Annotated in this window: 14 protein-coding genes and 1 tRNA gene; 1 reads left to right on the top strand and 14 read right to left on the bottom strand. The window is 58.1% G+C overall.

Annotated features, from left to right (window positions below; translation table 11 throughout):
• Positions 1 to 4: 4 nt before the first annotated feature.
• The 3 genes from HF320_RS02090 to HF320_RS02080 form a co-directional block, all read right to left on the bottom strand.
• Positions 5 to 1,273: an MFS transporter gene (locus HF320_RS02090; RefSeq protein ID WP_169276843.1), complete on the bottom strand. Its 1,269-nt coding sequence runs from the start codon at positions 1,271 to 1,273 to the stop codon at positions 5 to 7.
• Positions 1,274 to 1,316: 43 nt separating this feature from the next.
• A complete protein-coding gene (locus HF320_RS02085; protein WP_169276842.1) occupies positions 1,317 to 2,108 on the bottom strand; it encodes an L-fucose dehydrogenase in 792 nt (263 codons plus the stop codon).
• 116 nt (positions 2,109 to 2,224) lie between these two features.
• Positions 2,225 to 3,736: a UxaA family hydrolase gene (locus HF320_RS02080; RefSeq protein ID WP_169276841.1), complete on the bottom strand. Its 1,512-nt coding sequence runs from the start codon at positions 3,734 to 3,736 to the stop codon at positions 2,225 to 2,227.
• Positions 3,737 to 4,146: 410 nt separating this feature from the next.
• Here HF320_RS02080 and HF320_RS02075 point away from each other — a divergent pair, with 410 nt between their 5' ends.
• Positions 4,147 to 4,908: an IclR family transcriptional regulator gene (locus HF320_RS02075; protein ID WP_169276840.1), complete on the top strand. Its 762-nt coding sequence runs from the start codon at positions 4,147 to 4,149 to the stop codon at positions 4,906 to 4,908.
• A gap of 202 nt (positions 4,909 to 5,110) precedes the next feature.
• On the opposite strand, the gene HF320_RS02070 is transcribed toward HF320_RS02075, so the two are convergent.
• From HF320_RS02070 to HF320_RS02020, 11 genes are all read right to left on the bottom strand, one after another.
• On the bottom strand, positions 5,111 to 6,400 hold the full coding sequence (locus tag HF320_RS02070) for an Nramp family divalent metal transporter (protein ID WP_169276839.1): 1,290 nt from the start codon (positions 6,398 to 6,400) through the stop codon (positions 5,111 to 5,113).
• Positions 6,401 to 6,564: 164 nt separating this feature from the next.
• Positions 6,565 to 7,311 carry a 2-C-methyl-D-erythritol 4-phosphate cytidylyltransferase gene (ispD, locus tag HF320_RS02065; RefSeq protein ID WP_169276838.1) on the bottom strand — a complete coding sequence of 249 codons (747 nt, stop codon included), beginning with the start codon at positions 7,309 to 7,311 and terminating at the stop codon, positions 6,565 to 6,567.
• Between the two features lie 3 nt (positions 7,312 to 7,314).
• Positions 7,315 to 8,376, bottom strand: a complete 1,062-nt coding sequence (gene disA, locus HF320_RS02060; RefSeq protein ID WP_169276837.1) for a DNA integrity scanning diadenylate cyclase DisA — start codon at positions 8,374 to 8,376, stop codon at positions 7,315 to 7,317.
• Between the two features lie 252 nt (positions 8,377 to 8,628).
• Positions 8,629 to 11,265 carry an ATP-dependent Clp protease ATP-binding subunit gene (locus HF320_RS02055; protein ID WP_169276836.1) on the bottom strand — a complete coding sequence of 879 codons (2,637 nt, stop codon included), beginning with the start codon at positions 11,263 to 11,265 and terminating at the stop codon, positions 8,629 to 8,631.
• 192 nt (positions 11,266 to 11,457) lie between these two features.
• Positions 11,458 to 12,051 carry a DUF2798 domain-containing protein gene (locus HF320_RS02050; RefSeq protein ID WP_169276835.1) on the bottom strand — a complete coding sequence of 198 codons (594 nt, stop codon included), beginning with the start codon at positions 12,049 to 12,051 and terminating at the stop codon, positions 11,458 to 11,460.
• 195 nt (positions 12,052 to 12,246) lie between these two features.
• Positions 12,247 to 13,839, bottom strand: a complete 1,593-nt coding sequence (locus HF320_RS02045; protein WP_248276551.1) for a threonine/serine exporter family protein — start codon at positions 13,837 to 13,839, stop codon at positions 12,247 to 12,249.
• Between the two features lie 194 nt (positions 13,840 to 14,033).
• Positions 14,034 to 15,986, bottom strand: a complete 1,953-nt coding sequence (gene lysS, locus HF320_RS02040; protein ID WP_169276833.1) for a lysine--tRNA ligase — start codon at positions 15,984 to 15,986, stop codon at positions 14,034 to 14,036.
• 81 nt (positions 15,987 to 16,067) lie between these two features.
• On the bottom strand, positions 16,068 to 16,541 hold the full coding sequence (gene greA, locus HF320_RS02035) for a transcription elongation factor GreA (protein WP_022386201.1): 474 nt from the start codon (positions 16,539 to 16,541) through the stop codon (positions 16,068 to 16,070).
• Positions 16,542 to 16,656: 115 nt separating this feature from the next.
• Positions 16,657 to 16,917, bottom strand: coding sequence for a twin-arginine translocase TatA/TatE family subunit (gene tatA, locus HF320_RS02030; RefSeq protein WP_022386202.1), 261 nt, complete (start codon positions 16,915 to 16,917; stop codon positions 16,657 to 16,659).
• Between the two features lie 165 nt (positions 16,918 to 17,082).
• Positions 17,083 to 18,444: an MATE family efflux transporter gene (locus HF320_RS02025; RefSeq protein ID WP_169276832.1), complete on the bottom strand. Its 1,362-nt coding sequence runs from the start codon at positions 18,442 to 18,444 to the stop codon at positions 17,083 to 17,085.
• A gap of 159 nt (positions 18,445 to 18,603) precedes the next feature.
• Positions 18,604 to 18,680, bottom strand: a tRNA-Pro gene (locus HF320_RS02020).
• Positions 18,681 to 18,682: the final 2 nt, after the last annotated feature.

Genomic DNA, 18,682 nt, shown 5'->3' with positions numbered 1-18,682 from the left:
GTGGCTACTTCCTTTCCAAACCGATCTTGCAGCCAAAAAGACCGTACCAGGCAACGTACAGGAATCCCGGAACCGCCACAAGCAGAGCAACGTTGATGCCGGCGGCATCGGCGATAGCGCTCATGAACAGTGGGATCAGCGCCGCGCCCACAATGGACATGACGAGCGCAGAAGAACCGGTCTTGACGGCGGAACCCTTAAAGCCAGTCAACGTGAGCGAGAAGACCATGGGGTAGCCAATGGAGACGAAGAGGTACGAGACGATCATCGCAACAACGGACACCGGGCCCAGGCCCAAGAACGCCACGAAGAACAGCACGGCAGAGGCGATCATGTAGACGCCCAGGAGCTTACCCGGCTCAACCTTGGTCATAATCGGGGTGGACACAAAACGGCCCACGGTAAAGAGCAGCGAAAGAATCGAGAGATACGCTGCGGCAGTGCCGGCCGTCATACCCGGCCATTGCTGCATAGCAAAGCTGGAGAACAGCGACATACCGGCAACCTGCAAGCCGATGAAGATGAACTCGGCAAGGACGCCCAAGGCAAAGTAAGGACGCTTGAGCATGGCACCGAAGGAGACCTTATCGGCATTGCCAGCCGCTGCCTCCTCCTCGTCGCCGGGAGGCGTGGGGAGCTTGACGAAGACAAAGACGGCAAGCACAATCGCAAGCACGACGGCGATGACAATGTACATACCGCGCATGCTGGAGAGGAAGGCGAGCTTGGCCTCGGCAAAGCCCGGATCACCCGCGGCAACAGTAGAACCCAGGAACTGAGAGAGAATGAGCGGGCCCACGATGTTGCCTACGCCGTTAAAGGACTGGGCAAGGTTCAAACGCATAGACTCGTGCTTCTCGTCACCCAGCTTGGTGATGTAGGGATTGCAGTTGGTCTCCAGGGTAGAGGCACCAGCGGCAATCACGAACATGGCGAGAAGGAACATGCCATAGGAAGCAACATTGGTAGCAGGAACCGTGACGAGCGAACCCAGCACGAAAAGCGCGAGGCCCATGATGACGCCGCCCTTGTAGCCAAACTTCTTTGCCACGATAGAAGCGGGGATAGCCATCACAAAGTAGGCACCATAGTAGGCAACCTGCAGCAGGCTTGCCTCGGTGCCAGACAGCTCGAGGTAGTTGGCCATCGGGCTGTTGAGGGCGTTGACCAGATTCATGGTCAGGCCCCACACGAAGAAGAGAGAGGTCACGAGGACAATGGCAACCGTAGCGGCCGAGCCCTTGGACGAGTTCTTTTTGCTAGAAGCAGTCATAAACCAGCCTTCTTTTTAGCGGCTTTGAGTTAGTCCAGAAAAGTTAGTCCAGAGCGCGGTCGAGGTTGACATAGCCGCCGTCGACGTTGCACCACTGGCCGGTGGTGTGGCTGGAGCGATCGGAGAGCAGGAAGCACGTGGTGTCGGCAATCTCCTCTACAGAGGTCATGCGATGCTCCAGAGGGATGCGGTCGGTGATGAGGGACAGGCGCTTCTGCTGGGCCTCCTCGTCACCAAAGGTCTTGATCCAGTTGGCGTACAGCGGGGTCCAGGCCTCAGCGACGACGATGGCGTTGACGCGCACGGAATCGTGCACGAGGGCGGCAGCCCACTCGCGGGTAAGGCCGAGGATGGCGCCCTTGGCGGCGGCGTAGGCGGTCGTCTTGCCCTGGCCGGTGAGGGCGACCTTGGAAGCGATGTTCACGATGGAGCCCTTGGACTCCTTGAGGTACGGGCAGGTCTCGTGGACGAGCTCGAAGTAGTGCGTGAGGTTACCGTGCAGGGACTTCTCGAAGTCCTGCCAGCTCGTGGTCTCAAGCTCCAGGTTGTCGTTACGGCCAGCGTTGTTCACCACGCCGTCGATGTGACCATACTTCTTGTAGACCTCCTCGACGATGGGCTTGATGGCATCGGTGTCGTTGAGGTCGATGTAGTACATCTCAAACGTCTTGGTGATCTCGGAGATCTCGGCGCGGAACTCGTCCTCGACACCGTCCTTGCGGTTCAGGACCACGGGGATAGCACCCTCACGAGCGAGCTGCAGCGCGATGCCCTTACCGATACCCTTGAAACCGCCCGTGACGAAAACGACCTTGCCCTCGAGATGCAAATCCATTTCTAAAACCTCCTTGTTGCGCCGCATCTTGCAGCGCATTTGCCTCATGCCGTCCTATATCGGCATGTAAGAACCAAAACCGACTATGTGACCACGCGGCTATGCCGCGACATGTCCTACATGTAGTTGCACAGGTGGGGCAGCGCCGTCTCCGTGTAACCAAGTGCCTCGGCGCACGTGGGTTCGCCGTTGCAAACGCGAATGATCTGATCGATCAGCTGGTCGCGCAGCTCCTCCATGGTCTGCGGACCATAGATGGTGGCCTGAGCATCGAAGTCGATGTTGTCGGCCATCGTTTTTGCCGTACGGCCGTTGGCGGTCAGGCGCAGCACGGGAGCGATTGCGTTACCCGTGGGCGTACCCAGACCAGTAGAGAAGACCACGAGCTGGCAGCCGCCTGCGATAATGCCGCCCACGGACGAAGGATCGTTGCCCGGCGTATCCATGACAACAAGGCCCTTGTGCGCATCGAGCTGCGCGGCGTACGGATACACCGCGTTGATAGTGCTGTGACCTGCCTTATGAATGCAGCCGAGAGACTTCTCCTCAAGCGTGGTGAGGCCGCCTGCCATGTTGCCGGGGCTCGGATTGCCCTCGCGCATCTCGGCGCCGAATTTCTGAACATACGCCTCGTAGTCGTAGACGATCTTCAGCAGCTGGTCACCGACCTCCTTCGTGGCGGCGCGACGCGCCAAAATGTGCTCGCCGCCAAACAGCTCGGGGGTCTCGCACAAGACCGTCGTGGCGCCCTGCGAAACCATCCAATCGGAAACCTCGCCAATCAAGGGGTTGGAGCCGAGGCCGCTCGAGGTGTCCGAACCACCACAATTGGTACCAAAGATCAGCTCGTCGATACCGCACTCGGTGCGCGCCTCCAACGAGGCCTCGCGCACCAGCTCGCGCGCGAGTCTCGTGCCCTCCTCGACAGCTTTGATCGATCCGCCAACCTGCTGGATGATGAGCGTCTCGATTCGCTTGTTCGTACGCTTGCGAATCGCGTCGACAACCAGGTCGTTTTGGCAGCCCTCGCAGCCCAGCGACACTGCCAGCACAGAATGAATATTTGGGTTGGAAGCAAGTCCTGCCAGGGTATCCACGGTCAGCTGCTGGTCTGCATCGACCTGAGAGCAACCGTTTTGGTTATGGAACGTAACGCATCCCTCGACCGCACGAGCAATGCGCTCGGTCGTATCGGATGCGCAGATGCTTGTTGGCAGAATCAAGACGTGGTTACGAATGCCCACGCGACCGTCGCTGCGACGATAGCCCATAAAGGTGCGGGCGCACGCCACGGGAGCCGAAGGACGTGCCGCCTCGTTCTGTACATCGGCATCAACATCGACCGCGTCTTTTAGCGCGTCGCTGCTTGCGCAGTTGTGAACATGCACGTGGTCGCCTGCTTTGATATCGCACGTCGCCTGGCCAATGAACTCGCCGTATTTGACAACCGCCTGGCCTGCCTTGATATCCTGACGTGCCACTTTATGAAACAGGGGCACATCCTGGTTGGCTACCACATGGCCACTCTCCCCTCCGGGCAGAGCGTATGTCACCTCATCGCCGGCATGAAGCGGGTAGATAGCTACGACCACGTTATCGCGATCGTCGATAATAACGCCATTCCTCATTGGCTGCCTTTCTCTCGTTAGACCACGGCTGTCTAACATCGTAGTGCATCCGTTACATACTCCATGCGCATCGGCATTGATGAGTGTTCGTATATCGGAACTTACTGTTCTGATTCCGAACTCTTATCACCTATGAATATCGTCATTTTTTCCCTTAATTCAAGTAAAAGGGGCTTTATTCCCCGCGAACGGCGGTCCTATATACGAACGTTTTGAAGTCAGGTGGTAATTGATATAGCCCAGCCAGCACTTCTTTGCCTGCTATAACGCACCGTTTTGTCTTATATCGAGCTTGATTAATAAGACCGTTCACCCATGTATTCCGCATTTCGCGCTCAATTCGTAAATACGAACAACTAAACTTGCTTCTGGTCCGTCATATGGCTGACAGCGATAAAGAAAGGGTGACTATGCCCACGAAGAATACCGATGCCCCACATCGTTCAACGCAACGCGTGCTCAATATCCTCGATGTGCTTTCGCACTCGGACGATGGCCTTACCATGGCAGAAATCTGTCGCACGCTCCGGGCGCCCAAGAGCAGTCTCTTTCCCATAATCCACACCATGGCGGAAGAAGGCTACATCTGCTTCGACGAGACCTCGAATCACTATCGCATCGGGTTCAAAACATATCTTGCAGGCAAAGCCTACGTGCGTGGCAAGGACGCCGTAAGCGTTTTGTCGTCGCAGCTCCAACGCATCGTTCATGCCTGTGGCGAAACATGCCAGGCGGGAATCCTTTCGGGCGACAAAGTGCTCTATATCGCAAAGGTCGACTCGCCGCAGCCTGTGCGTCTGTTCTCCGATATCGGTCGAGCGCTCCCCATCCATTGCACGGCCATTGGAAAAGCGCTCGTATGCGAACACGAACACGACGAGCTGCATGCGTTGCTGGGCGATGATTTTCATCTCTACACCCCGCGCACGCACGCCACTTTTGAAGACCTATGGGAAGATCTGCAGGTCGTGCGCCAGGAGGGCATCGCTCACGACCGAGGCGAAATGACCGATTCGATCGAGTGCATCGCCGCGCCCGTGCATGTTGACGGCCAGATTCATTACGGCATCGGCATCTCCGTGCCGTCGTATCGTCTTACGATCGAAAAATCCGCCGAGCTCGCCCAGCTCCTCGAAGACGCCACTACCTATCTCGAGGCGGTTCTCTCCTAAATCAAAAGGTGACAAAAAGTCGACAGGTTTATTTTGTCACCTTTTGCCATTCGGCCTCCCTTTTCTACCGTTCACCCCGCAGCGCGCGGCAGCACCGGCAGAACAGCCAACGCCACCTTGCCCGATTCCGCCACCCCGGGCACTGCGGCCGCCATCATGCCCGGCCATCTTCACACCCCGGCTCCTTCACGCCCCGACTCCTTCACGCCCCCAATAGGAGCACCGCGTTGAGAACCGTGACGATAAGCGCAATGACCATCAGCGTTGCCTTTAGTGCGGCGCCGTTTGCGTACTTTCCCATCACGCGCGGGGAGCTCGTAAGCCATATCAGGACAAAAACTGTGATGGGCAGCTGCAAAGACAAAAGCACCTGGCTCCACACAAGCCCCTGAAAGGCGTCTTGGACGAAGAATATCGAAGCAGTCGCCAGCAAAAACGTGCACACAACGCCAATCGAGCTGTGCCGGTCGCGCACATCGTAGGGCTCCCCTGCAAGACCTGCAGAGATAGTCCCCGCTGCCATACCGGCAGTGATGGACGAAGACACGCCCGCAAAGAGCAACGCGAGCGCAAACACCGTTGAAGAAGCAGCGCCCAACATGGGCTCGAGCGTGCATGCCGCCTGGGCAAGATCGGTCACCGGCGTGCCAGCGTTCCAGAATACCGAAGCCGCCAGCAGCACCATGGCGCTGTTGATGGCCCACCCTACCGCCATGGAAAAGAGCGTGTCGACAAACTCGCTTCTCAAACGCTTGGCAATCACGTCGTCCCCGCACTCGTTAATGCACTGGCTTTGAATAATCTCGGAATGCAAAAAGAGGTTATGCGGCATCACGACGGCACCCAAAACCGACACGATAATGGCCGGCGAACCCACCGGGACCGTGGGTGCAACCCAGCCCACCGCAGCGCTCGCCCAATCCACATGCACAAGAGCAATCTCGAATAAAAAGGACAACCCAATCAGCGATACAAAGCCGATAATCCAACGCTCGACACGCATGTACGAATTGGTGAGAAGCATGACGAGCGATACGGCGGCCACAACGACCGCGCCCGCTCGCAGCGGCAAGCCCAAGAGCATCTGCAGGGCAATGGCTCCGCCAAGTATCTCGGCCATGACCGTTGCAACCGATGCAGCAAGGGCCGTGAGCAGCACGAACCTAGAAAGAAAACGTGGCATATGGCGCGTTACCGATTCGGCCAGGCACTCGCCTGTCACGATTCCCAGATGCGCGGCATTGTGCTGCAAAACGATGAGCATGATTGTCGACAAGGTCACAACCCACAGGAGGCTATAGCCAAATTGGGAGCCGGCAGCCATATTCGACGCCCAGTTTCCGGGATCAATAAAGCCTACCGTTACGAGCAGGCCGGGGCCAATCGCTCGCAATATGTCGAGCCCTCCGGTGTGTCCGGTGTGGCGCGTCCCAAACAGGCGTCGATGCAATTGACCGCATATTTTTGAGGTTGATGACGGCGTTTGATTCATAGGTCCTCGCTTTGTTGTTAACTTTGGTTAACTTATAGCGATATGGCCGCCAGTGTCAAGCTATATCAAGCGGTATCAATCACGATGTGAGCGCACAAAACCCATAAATATGAATGAGCTGCGAAAATGTGACAAAAATAAACCTGTCGTCTTTTCGTCACATTTTAAGGGAGCGGGGTGAGGATGCCGGTGTTTTGCATAGCGTCGGCATCGCTCATGCGGCCCAGGAGAATGGCCGTAACCGGGCGCAGGTCCTCGGGGACCGTCACCTTAAGGTTGTCGCGCGGGCTGTCGACGCACAGCACGCGACCGCCCATACGCTCCACGAGCGAGGAATCATCGGTACCCACAAAGCCATCGGCCAATGCCGCAGCATGAGCGCGGCGCATGGTCTCGAGTGCGAAAATTTGCGGCGTCTGCGCAGCCCAATAACGGCTACGCGGAGGCGTCTCCACAATGCGATTGCCATCAACGACCTTGAGCGTGTCGATTGCCGCCTGACCGCACACCACGCCGTCGACTCCCGACTCGCAGCGCAGCGAGCAGATAGCGCGGTCGATAACCTCGGCCGTGATAAGCGGGCGCGCCGCATCGTGGATAGCCACGTACTCGTAGCCCGCGGGAACGGCCTCGACACCGGAGCGCGTAGAATCTTGACGCGTCTTGCCGGCCTCGGCAAAGGTGATGGGCGTGGCAAAGTTGTAGGGGTCAATCGCCTGACGGCGCATCTCGTCCATCTTCTCGGCCGGGCACACCACCACAATGTGGCTCACAAATGCAGAGCGATCAAACGCCCTAATGGACCAGGTCATCAGCGGCCTTCCGGCAACGTTTACCAGCTGCTTGCCACCGGGGTTTCCAAAGCGAGCACCACAGCCGCCGGCCACGACCACCGCACATACCGAACTCATCTTCTAGCCCTCCCGCTTGCCATGCATACGTGCGAGCGAATCGGCAAGAATCGCTGGGTTGTTGACGCCAAAGTCGCCCAAGCGCTCCGGGTCCTTTTTGATGTCGCCCATCAGCTCCTGCAGCGAACCGTACTCGTCCACGATCTTCTCGGCAACGCCGTCGCGCACCACGGAGACGCGCGAAAGCGTACGCAGACCCAGCGGAGTCATAACCGAGTCCTCGTCCAAGTCGTCAAAGCCCAAAACCTCGGCAACGCGCTTGGGATTGGAAAGGTCGGACGCAGACATCTCGGCAAAACGTTTGCGAATGGCACGCGCGTTTTCCTCGGAAGACTCGGACGCATAGTCACGAATCATCAGGTCGTACTCGGTATCGATAGTATCGCCCGCAAGCTGTTCGAGCTGCATGCGCACGAGCTTGCCGCGCGTGCCCAGCTTTTCGATGCAAATCTCCAGCTCCTGCTTTGCCTGCTGCAAGATTTCGAAGCTCGAGAAAATGCCGGTAATATCTGCAAGGGTCACGTAGTCGTCCAGCTCGAGCGCCGTCAAACGCAGCAGCGAACGGTCGAGCGAGCTACGCGTGGTCTGCAGCGTACCCACCAGCTGGCTCACCGAACCCATAAGGTCGGGGATAGGCTCGATCTGATACGACTTGCCATGCACGTAGACGTTTACCACGGCACGACGCTCGGATACGGAAATAACAATGGCGTCGGTAAGGATGGACATGCGCGCCGCCGTACGGTGGCGCATGCCCGTCTCGCTCGTAGCAAGTGAAGGATCAGGATTGAGATGAAAGTTTGCGCGCAGAATCTGCGTAAGATCGCCATCAATAACGATGGCACCATCCATCTTGGAAAGCTCGAACAGGCGGTTTGAGGTAAACGAGATGTTAAGCGGAAAACCGTCGTTACCCGCATTGAGCACGTTTTCGGAGTCACCCACGCAAATAAGAGCGCCCAGATGGCCTGCGATAATCATATCGAGTGCCGTGCGTAGCGGTTGTCCCGGTGCCGTCAGACGAATCGCGTCCTTCAGCGTTGGCTTAAACGTCTCGTTATCCAATAGTCCGCCTCCATGTCCCGGCAGAAGTGCTATAGAGCTTGCGCCGGATGGCGATTCCGGCACACGAGCTTATTTTTACACGAATGCCGTCGCCGCCCTACTGCCACCCACAAATACCATGCTTTTCTTCTCAAAAGCTTACGGCATGGGTCCAGGGTACGAAGCGAGGACAGGCGCCGGGGCATTCCCTGCCGCAAAAAACAGGCCTCGAGGAAGCGCTTCCTCGAGGCCTGTCTCATAAGGGGCGGATAACTAATGGGCACCGGAGCCCGTCTGCATCATGCCTCCGGGGCCAGCGGTCACACCCGTGCTCGGCGCAGCACCAGACGTGTGCGGCGCTGCAACCGCGCTGCTGCCCAGAGCACCCAACGCGCGCGGCGCGGGAATCTCTCCCGTACCATGGCTAAAGACAAACGCGCCGTCCGTAACGTCGCACAGCACGGTATCGCCTTCGCCCCACTCGCCTGCCAGCAGCTCCTCCGAAAGCGGATCTTCGATGAGGCGCTGAATGGCACGACGCAACGGACGCGCGCCGTTGGTGAGGTCGGTTCCCTCTGCCACGATCTTGTCGATAGCGGCATCGGTAAGCTCGATGTTCATGCCGTTGGCAATCAGACGTTGGCGCAAGTCGTCCACAAGCAGCTGAGCGATGCTCTTCAGGTCCTCGCCCGTCAGCTTCTGGAACACCACAATGTCATCGATACGGTTGAGGAACTCCGGGCGGAACAAGCGCTTAAGCTCGCCCATCGCACGGCTGCGAATCTCACCCGAACTCAGACCGTTCTCGCCCGTAGTGCCAAAGCCCACGTTGGATTCCTGCGCGATTTCGCGAGCACCCACATTCGACGTCATGATGACCACGGTGTTGCGGAAGTCGACCGTCTTGCCCTGGCCGTCGGTAAGGCGGCCTTCCTCGAGCACCTGCAGCAAGATGTTGAAGATGTCGGGGTGCGCCTTCTCAATCTCGTCGAACAGCACGACCGAGTACGGATGGCGACGCACAGCCTTGGTAAGCTGGCCGCCCTCGTCGTGACCCACATAGCCCGGAGGGCTACCGATGAGCTTGGAAACCTCGAACTCGCTGCCGAACTCCGACATGTCAAAGCTGATGAGCGCGTCCTTGCTGCCAAACAGATACTCGGCAAGCGTCTTTGCAAGCTCGGTCTTACCAGTACCCGTCGGGCCCAGGAAGATGAACGAACCGCCCGGGCGACGCGGATCTTTAAGGGGCGAGCGGCTGCGGCGAATAGCCTTGGCCACAGCGGAAACCGCCTCGTCCTGCCCGATGATGCGCGTTTTGAGTACGCTCTCGCACTGCAGCAGGCGGCGCGACTCGCTCTCGGTAAGCGAACTCACGGGTACGCCCGAGGTAATGGAGACGATATCGGCGATCTGCGCGGTATCGATCACAAGCGGGTCGGCATCCATCTGAGCGTTCCAAGCGGCGCGAGCCTCGCCAAGAGCGATCTCGGCGGCCTGCTGGTCCTGCTTGAGCTCGGCGGCACGATTCATGTCATCGTCGTTCGAGGCGGCCTCCACAGCATCGGAGAGCTCGGCCACTCGCTTCTCGGCATCGCGCACTGCTTGCGGAGCGCGGTTCGCGGCGATGCGTGCACGGGCACCGGCCTCGTCGATAAGATCGATGGCCTTATCCGGCAGATAGCGATCTTGGATATAGCGGTTCGACAGGCTCGCCGCCGCCTCGATGGCAGCCGGCGTATAGCGCACGTGATGATGCTCCTCATAGCGCGGCACCAGGGCCTTTAGAATCGTGACCGTATCCTCGACGCTCGGCTCTTCCACATCGATGGACTGGAAACGACGCTCGAACGCAGGGTCTTTGGTGAGGTACTTGCGAAACTCCTCGGCGGTGGTGGCGCCGATGATCTGGAAGGCACCGCGCGCAAGCACGGGCTTGAGCATAGAGCTCGCGTCGATGGAGCCCTCGGCAGAACCGGCACCGATCAAGGTATGCATCTCGTCGATAAACAAAATCGCGTTATCGGACTCGGTGCACTCGGCGATAACGTTTTTCAAACGCTCCTCGAACTCGCCGCGGTACTTGGCACCAGCCACAAGACCGGGCAGGTCAAGCGCCCAGATATTCATGTTGAGGAGGTTTTCGGGCACATTGCCGGCAACGATCTCTTGCGCCAGGCCCTCCACCAAAGCGGTCTTGCCCACGCCGGGGTCGCCTAGAATAAGCGGGTTGTTCTTCGTACGGCGGGAAAGGATCTCCATCATGCGCGAGATCTCTTTCTCGCGGCCGATAACCGGGTCGAGCTTGCCCTCGCGAGCGCGGCGGCAAAGATTGATAGCAAACTGCTCCAGCGTACCGCCGGCAATCTTGGCGCCGGCAATACCCGCCTCGCCCGAGAAAAACGGCAGACCAGCACCAGGGCGTCCCGCGCCCGCACCTGCCATGGGGCGCTTGCCGCCTTGGTCTTTGGCCGTAAGCCTTTCCACCGAAGCGCGCACAGAAGCACCGGATACGCCCAAGCGCTGGAAAATATCCATCGCAAGGCCGTTGCCCTCGGAGACAATGGCAAGCAACAGATGCTCGGTCGAAACATATGTCTGGTTGTTCTCGCGTGCCAAGCGGAAGGACCGCTCCATCACCGAGATCACGAGCGGCGTAAAAGCGAGCTTTGCCGCCTCGGCGGGCTCATCCTCGGCAGGAACCGTGGTGCGAATCTCCTTGAGCTGCTCCAGGATGTCATCATAGGAAATATCGAGGGCGCGCAGGGCCTCGGCGGCGATACCTTCCTCCTCCTTGGCAAGCGCAAGCAGCAGGTGCTCGGTGCCCACCTTGGTGGACTTCAGATCGATCGCCTCTTGTTTTGCAAGCGACATGACCTTGCGGGCGCGGTCGGTGAATCTATCCAACATATGCAAACCTCTAACGTGCTAGAAGTTATAAACGATAAACAAGCACCGTTCTCGGTGCTTGTTGTTCTTTACCCATACCATGATTAATGATAACGGAATCCGATAGCTCATCTTTCACAGCGTAAAAAAAGCCACCCTTGCAGGTGGCTTTCTGGGCAAATTGCTCTGTTGCAATGCGGGCGGCATTACCTTTTATGCCTCGGCAGCGGCAATCGGCGTCGCCGGCTCATCGGCAGGCTCGGGCGCGGCGGGAGCCCCCGGGAAGGAAACAAGCTCCATGTGAGGCTCGCCAAAAACCGTACCCAGCGGGAATGCACGGCGGAAGACAAAGCGCGCAAGCGGACCGGCAACAAGCAGATTCCACGGCAGCGCCATCACAAAGTTACGCGGGATGTTGATCGCCCACATCATGGGCAGGACGCTCAGGTTAGCAAGCGGGCCGCCGGGCATATGGAACAGGCCCTCGCAAGCACCGTAAAGCGACATGATGATCACCATGGGAACCACCATGCAAGAGCTCACGGCAAGCGTCATGGCACGCGGCGAACTCTTACCGGGAGTAACCAGATACTTAAAAGCGAAGCCCTTCGCGAGCGGGCTGGCAACAAACCAGTCGCAGCACATGGCAAAGATGTAGGCGAGGGGGAAGCCGAGCCAAGCTGCGGCGATGACCTCTCCATTGATGGTGCCATGCTGCAAGGCGACGTTATAGATACTCATCCACAAGACCATGCAAAAGCACATGATAAAGGTGAACAGAAGGCTCTCTCGTTTGTTGGTAGGCATGTAAGGGCGATTCCTTTCTCTTTGCTGTCGCAACAAAAAGGCGGGCGAGATGGAGCTTTTAAAACTTCATCTCGCCCGCCTATATGCGTCTGCGACTACTTATGTCCTGCATTCAGGCTAGCACGAAAAGGAGGCTCTTCGTAAGCGTAGAGTTTGTGAAATATAGCGCCCCCGTCGCCTCGAACGTCTTTCGCATCAGCTCGTCATTCTCCAGCGTTTATCGGTCAGCGCACGCGCGACACCCAGCCCAACCGGCAAAAACGCCACGATCAGCACGGCACGCACAAACCAGCTGAGCATGTTGCCGGTATCGAAGATGCACATGTAGTACATGGCACGGTACAGGTACAACCCCGGCACCATGATGACAATCGAAGGAACCGTAAGAGAAATGCGCGGATACGTGAGCTTCATCTCAACCAGGTGCGCCAAAAGCCCCGAGCACAAAGCCCCAAAGAACGCCGCGGCCTCGGGAGGCATGCCAGACGCCAGCCCCAGCATCGGTAGAATCGTCGGCGCATCGACAAGCGTCAAGCGCAGTGTGTTCGAAACAGCGCCGATACACCCCGCCGTCGCCGCTATGCGCACCGGGCTGTTAAACATGATAGAAAAGCCAAATACGCCCACAAAGCTCATCGCGATACGCAAAAGCGTCAATACGAGCGGCGATAGGCCCAGCGGCTGAAAATCATCGGGAGAAAGTCCCACGCACTCCGCTACCATCCAGCCAACAAGGGTTGCTACCAAGATAATGGATACAGCGTAGGACAGGCGCTCAATACCGCTTCTCATGTCCAGCTTCGTGATGTCGAGGCCCGCGGTAATAAGCGGAAACCCCGGAATGACAAAGAGCATTGCCCCGATATAGCCCTCCTTGTGGGCAAGCGCGTTGGATATCATCTGGGCCAAACCAAGCAGAGCCAACAGATAGGTCACGCAGGCCACCGCGACACCCGCCCCCAGTGCACTGAACTGGCCAAACCTACGGCTCAGCATGGAAGCGCGAACATAATTTCCAAGCATGGCGCCTGCAAAGGCACAAAACATCTCGACAGGGCCGCCGCCCAGTAAAAAGACAAAGGCGCCACAAGCGCAACCCGCTGCAAGCCCCTGTTGGGCCGCCGAGTAGTCCGGTTTGGAATGCTCGACCGTCTCGAGCATCTCATGATACTCACGCACGGTGAACCGGCGGCCATAGGTCTCGATCTCGCGCAGGAAGTTCTCCATCATCCAAATGCGATGCGTATTGACCCCCGTCGTGGGAAGGCTCACAACCTCGCTAAAGCAGTGATGTCCCTCGATGCAGGTGCATTCAAACGAAAGAAGGCTCAGGTCGACATGAATGGTCACGCCAAGCACCTGTGCCACACGGTTCATGGTGTCCCTCACGCGCCAGGCACCCGTACCGCTTGAAAGCATAAGCATGCCCGTGCGACAGACAATCGTCGACTTGTCCATGAGCGAGGCTCTGACGGCAAGGTCGTCCTCCCCCGTCACGACATCATGCCAAACAGTCTTCATGTGCAGGGCACGCACGCGCATGCCATGGTGATAGCTATCGTTCATCGGCGGCTGCACCGGCGCGGATACGGAAGCATGGGTTTCTTGCGCCGTGCGATGTGCATCACATTGCTCGTCGGTATCCTCAGAGACGATATCAAAGTCTTCCATAGGCTCTAGGGGTCGACGATCGGGCTGCTCGTCGTCGTTTTCGTCCAGAAGGTCGAAAGTCTCCAGAAACTCCCCCGGCTCTTCAAGCTCATCTGTACTCTGGCCTTGATATTTCATGGGCATCCTTTCCTTCACCGCGGGGGTAATCCAAAAGGACTGCTCTCGTTTTCCGCCGTCATCCTAGACCAAATACATGACAGATTCAACTATTGCACCTATCAAGCAAATTGCATCACATCCGGCACCGCCATAAAAAACGAGGCACCGACCGCTCAGGGCCAATGCCTCGTTCACTTCATGCTAAGGCGCGTCTAGCAGAGCTTGGCACCTGCGGGAATGCTCGGATCGAGCTGCAGGAGATTCAGGCGCTCCTCGTCGCCCTCGGCGTGTACGGCGCTGATGAGCATGCCGCACGAGTCGATACCCATCATCTTGCGCGGAGGGAGGTTGGTGATAGCGACGAGCGTCTTGCCCACCAGATCCTCGGGCTCGTAGTAGGCATGGATGCCGGAGAGGATGACGCGATCGGTGCCGGAGCCGTCGTCGAGCACAAAGCTCAGCAGCTTCTTGCTCTTCTTCACCGCTTCGCAGGCCTTGACCTTCACCACGCGGAAATCGGACTTGATAAAGGTATCGAAATCGACCAAGTCCTCGTAAAGCGGCTCCACAACGACCTTGGAGTAATCGATGGTGGAGACCTTCGGTGCCTCGACAAACGAGCCCTCGGCAGAAGCAACAGCGGACTTGGGGCCCTTGGAGCCGCCCTCGGGTTTCATGTGCGGGAACAGCAGGACGTCACGGATGCTCGCAGAGTTGGTGAGCAGCATGATCACGCGGTCCATGCCAATGCCAATGCCGCCTGCAGGAGGCATGCCGTACTCAAGGGCACGCACGTAGTCCTCATCGTACTCCATGGCCTCGTCGTCGCCGGCAAACTTCTCTTCCACCTGCTTGCGGAAGCGCTCCGCCTGGTCGACTGGATCGTTGAGCTCGGAGAAGGCGTTGGCGTACTCATGACCGGCAATGACCAACTCAAAGCGATGCGTCAAGCGCGGATCGTCCTCAAAACGCTTGGCGAGCGGGCTGACCTCAATGGGGTAATCGCACACAAAGGTGGGGTTGACGATGGTCTCCTCACCCAGCTCGTCGTAAATCTCGGCAATGAGCTTGCCGCTCGTCCATTCGGGCTTGACCTCGATGCCGCGCTCGCGGGCAGCAGCAGCGAGCTCCTCGGCGGGAGTATCGATGGTCACCTTGTAGCCCAGCACGTCGGAGACGATATCGGACATGGGACGACTCGGCCAGGTACCGGAAAGGTCGATGGTCTGACCCTGATACTCGATCTGCTCGGAATCGTTCACCGCGGCATTCGCTGCCTTGATAACGCCCTCGCACAGCTCCTTCATGCCCTCAAGGTCGGAGAAGGCGCGGTATGCCTCCATGGTGGTGAACTCGGGGTTGTGCGTAAGGTCCATGCCCTCGTTACGGAAGATGCGGCCAATCTCGAACACGCGCTCAAAGCCGCCCACAAGAAGACGCTTTAGGTGCAGCTCGGTAGCGATGCGCAGGTAGTTCTCCTGGTTCAGCGCATTGAAATGCGTGATGAACGGCTTGGCCGTGGCACCGCCCTGGATGGTCTGCAGAATCGGGGTCTCAACTTCCATGAAGCCGTCGGCCTCCATGTAACGGCGGAAAGCCGAAACGATAGCGGAACGCTTGCGGAAGGTCTCGCGCACGTCCTCGTTCACGATCAGGTCGACATAGCGCTGACGATAACGGGTCTCCTTGTCGGAAAGACCGTGGAACTTCTCGGGCAGCGGACGAACGGCCTTGGCAAGAAGCGTGAGGCAACGAGGCGCCACGGAGAGCTGGCCACGCTGGGTGCGAACCACAACGCCCTCGACGCCCACGATATCGCCCAGGTCGAGCTTGCGCAGGCGCTTCCAGTCATCCTCGTTCATATCATTGATACGGCAGAAGAGCTGGATATCGCCCGTCGGGTCGCGCAGCACGACGAACATAATCTTGCCCTGGCCGCGCTTGGCAACAACACGGCCACCGATCTTCACGACGTCGGTCGTGTCCTCGCCATCGGCAAGGTCGGCATACTTGGCCTCGATGTCGGCCACGTAATCCTCAACATCAGAATGCTCGGGATACGGGTTCTGGCCAGCGGCATACAGGGCCTCGCGGTCGGCAAGGCGGCGGGCACGCTCATCGTTAAGCGTGTCGGCAACGGGGGTTTCGGTCTGATTCTCTGACATCGGCTGCACTCCTATATAACGCGAAAAAGCTCCCAAAGGATCGGTATCCCCCGGGAGCCATTACATACTGATGCCCGCGGTTTAGCGGGAAATCTTGGTGATGGTGTAGGTGCGGGTCTTGCCGGACGGGGTCACAACCTCGACGGTCTCGCCCTCGGCATGGCCGATGATCGCACGACCCACAGGAGACTCGTTGGAAATCTTGTGCTCCAGCACGTTGGTCTCGGTAGTACCCACGAGGGTGACCTCGGTGGCAACGCCGTCGGCATCAACCAAAGCAACGATGCTGCCAATGGAGACGGTCAGGCCATGCAAAGAGGTGCCAGCATCCTGAGCGTTGGCAAGAATGGCCTGGATCTCGGCGATACGGGCGGCATTCTTAGCCTGCTCTTCCTTAGCGGCATCGTACTCGGAGTTCTCGGAAAGGTCGCCAAAGGCGCGCGCTTCCTTGATGTGCTCGATGATCTCCTTGCTCTTATCGCCCTCACGCCAGGCGAGCTCCTCCATGAGCTTCTGGCGGCCTTCGGCTGTCAGTACGATCTCGCTTGCATCCATGCGCACAAACTCCTTGCATCTCACGTGTGGCAGATCAGCCACCCATACACAGAAAAGACCGGCTGGCCCTAGGGGTAAGCCGGTCGAAGATCACCCCGCGATAACAGGGCGGAAATTACTCAGCGTCGCCGTCTTCCTTTTTCTTCTTGGCGGCAGCGAGCTTGGCCTCGAGCTCGCGAATCTCGGCGTCGTCATCCGCGTCTTCCTCGGCGACAACAGGCTCGTCGTCCTTGGAGGCCTCGTCGCTCTCCATGCCCTCACGGATGTTCTTGACCGTGGAGCCGAGGGACTTGCCGAGCTTCGGGAGGTTCTTAGGCCCAAAGATCAGCAGTGCAACGATGAGAATGACGATCCATTCCATACCCTTAGGGAACATATGGTTTCCTCCCAGTGTTTTGCAAACAAGCAGATGGAAGTATACCGCGCTTGGCGTTGCGGAACAACAGCCCCATATTTCCCCTACCAGATTCTTCACGCGACATTACGCACGGCTTATCAACCGTCTTTGGGATTGAGCACAAAAAACGGGACAGAATGGGCGCTAGGCCGCCGCAGCCGCCGGCCGCGCCAGATGATTGCGCATAAAGAACGTGAACAGCATGGTGAGCAACGCGTTCACAGCAACGCTTACGGGGTAGACCATCAGCAGCGTAAATAAGGTATGGTCGGCCGAGAATATAAACGCAACCCACAGCACGCGCAGGACACAGATGGAGATGAGGGCGATGATCGTTGGCGGTAGCGAGCAGCCGTAGCCGCGCAAGTAGCCAGACATGATCTCGACCACCATCGTAAAGAGGTGCGTTGCCAAAATAAACTGAATACGCAGCTGTCCGGCATCGAGCACCGCGGGGTCGGTGCTAAAGATCGAAAGCAGTTGCCTGCTAAAGAGCAGCAGGATCGTTGTGAGGATCGCATAGGCCGTATAGCCTTCGATAAAGCAGATCTTGAGGGTACGCAGGCAGCGATCATGGCGGCGGGCACCGTTGTTTTGGCCCACAAACGTGGTACATGCCTGGCCAAAGGCGTTGAGGCTATACCACGAGAAAGCGTCAATATTGTTTGCGGCGGAGTTGCCCGCCATGACAGCGGTATCCAGGCTGTTCACGGCCGCCTGGACGATAACATTCGACACAGAGAACAGCGCGCCTTGAATACCTGCGGGCAGGCCGACGATAAGAATGCGTTTGAGCGAGGGCCAGTCGATTGCCAGCTCGCGCAGATTCACGCGAATGACGGAGTCGCTGTGCGTCAGGCACCATAAAAGAATGATCGAACTCACGGCGCTGGAGATTACCGTTGCCGACGCAACGCCGTCGACGTCCATGCCCAAAACCAGCACGAAAAGCAGGTTGAGACCCACGTTAACCATGCCGGAAATAGTGAGCGCGATAAGCGGTGTGCGCGTGTCACCTTGGCTGCGCATGATGGCAGCTTCAAAGTCATACAGAAAGAGAATGGGAAGTCCCGCAAGATAGACGCGCATGTAGAGAAGCGCCATCGCCTCGACCTCGGGATCCTTGATGCCCATCGCAGCCATGATGGGCTCAATCACAAGCTCGCCCGCAAGGCCCAAGATAACGCCCCCGCCCACTGCGGCAAGCATCGCGGTGTGTACAGCGCGACGCACGGCATCCATCCTGCCCGACCCAATGTTCGTTGCAATGGTCACGTTGGCGCCCAGGCTCATGCCCGTGCCCAAACTCACCACAAAGCTGCACATGGCGCCGCAGCTGCCCACGGCCGCCATGGCGTTGGTGCCCGCAAACTGTCCCAGCACGGCAACGTCCGCAGCATTAAAAAGTTGTTGAAGGAAAGCCATAAGCGCAACGGGTATGGCGAAGAGAACGATCTTGTCCCAAAGGGACCCCTGCGTCATATCGACTTTTACGCCCAGTGCCATATATGCACTCCCCTACCCTCATGCTCGCAAACGATGTAATGCTAGCACTCCATGCAAACAAAGTAGCGCGCATCTTGCCGCGATTTCAAAGCAGCCGGAATTGAAGCGTGGACGCACATACAAAAAAGGGCCGCCCGAAGGCGACCCTTTAACGTGCAATGGTCGGGTTGACTGGATTTGAACCAGCGACCCCTGCGTCCCGAACGCAGTGCTCTACCAAACTGAGCCACAACCCGAT

Origin of the sequence: Collinsella acetigenes, from assembly GCF_012844445.1 — a bacterium.
In the GTDB taxonomy this organism is placed as follows: Bacteria; Actinomycetota; Coriobacteriia; order Coriobacteriales; family Coriobacteriaceae; genus Collinsella; species Collinsella acetigenes.
The sequence above is the reverse complement of the archived record's forward strand: the minus strand, read 5'-3'. Positions and strand labels throughout refer to the sequence as shown.

Bases quoted from the DNA above. Each gene is read 5' to 3' on its own strand.
- HF320_RS02090 (WP_169276843.1), bottom strand. From the start codon at position 1,273: ATGACTGCTTCTAGCAAAAAGAACTCGTCCAAGGGCTCGGCCGCTACG.
- HF320_RS02085 (WP_169276842.1), bottom strand. From the start codon at position 2,108: ATGGATTTGCATCTCGAGGGCAAGGTCGTTTTCGTCACGGGCGGTTTC.
- HF320_RS02080 (WP_169276841.1), bottom strand. From the start codon at position 3,736: ATGAGGAATGGCGTTATTATCGACGATCGCGATAACGTGGTCGTAGCT.
- HF320_RS02075 (WP_169276840.1), top strand. From the start codon at position 4,147: ATGCCCACGAAGAATACCGATGCCCCACATCGTTCAACGCAACGCGTG.
- HF320_RS02070 (WP_169276839.1), bottom strand. From the start codon at position 6,400: ATGAATCAAACGCCGTCATCAACCTCAAAAATATGCGGTCAATTGCAT.
- ispD (WP_169276838.1), bottom strand. From the start codon at position 7,311: ATGAGTTCGGTATGTGCGGTGGTCGTGGCCGGCGGCTGTGGTGCTCGC.
- HF320_RS02055 (WP_169276836.1), bottom strand. From the start codon at position 11,265: ATGTTGGATAGATTCACCGACCGCGCCCGCAAGGTCATGTCGCTTGCA.
- HF320_RS02050 (WP_169276835.1), bottom strand. From the start codon at position 12,051: ATGCCTACCAACAAACGAGAGAGCCTTCTGTTCACCTTTATCATGTGC.
- HF320_RS02045 (WP_248276551.1), bottom strand. From the start codon at position 13,839: ATGAAATATCAAGGCCAGAGTACAGATGAGCTTGAAGAGCCGGGGGAG.
- lysS (WP_169276833.1), bottom strand. From the start codon at position 15,986: ATGTCAGAGAATCAGACCGAAACCCCCGTTGCCGACACGCTTAACGAT.
- greA (WP_022386201.1), bottom strand. From the start codon at position 16,541: ATGGATGCAAGCGAGATCGTACTGACAGCCGAAGGCCGCCAGAAGCTC.
- tatA (WP_022386202.1), bottom strand. From the start codon at position 16,917: ATGTTCCCTAAGGGTATGGAATGGATCGTCATTCTCATCGTTGCACTG.
- HF320_RS02025 (WP_169276832.1), bottom strand. From the start codon at position 18,444: ATGGCACTGGGCGTAAAAGTCGATATGACGCAGGGGTCCCTTTGGGAC.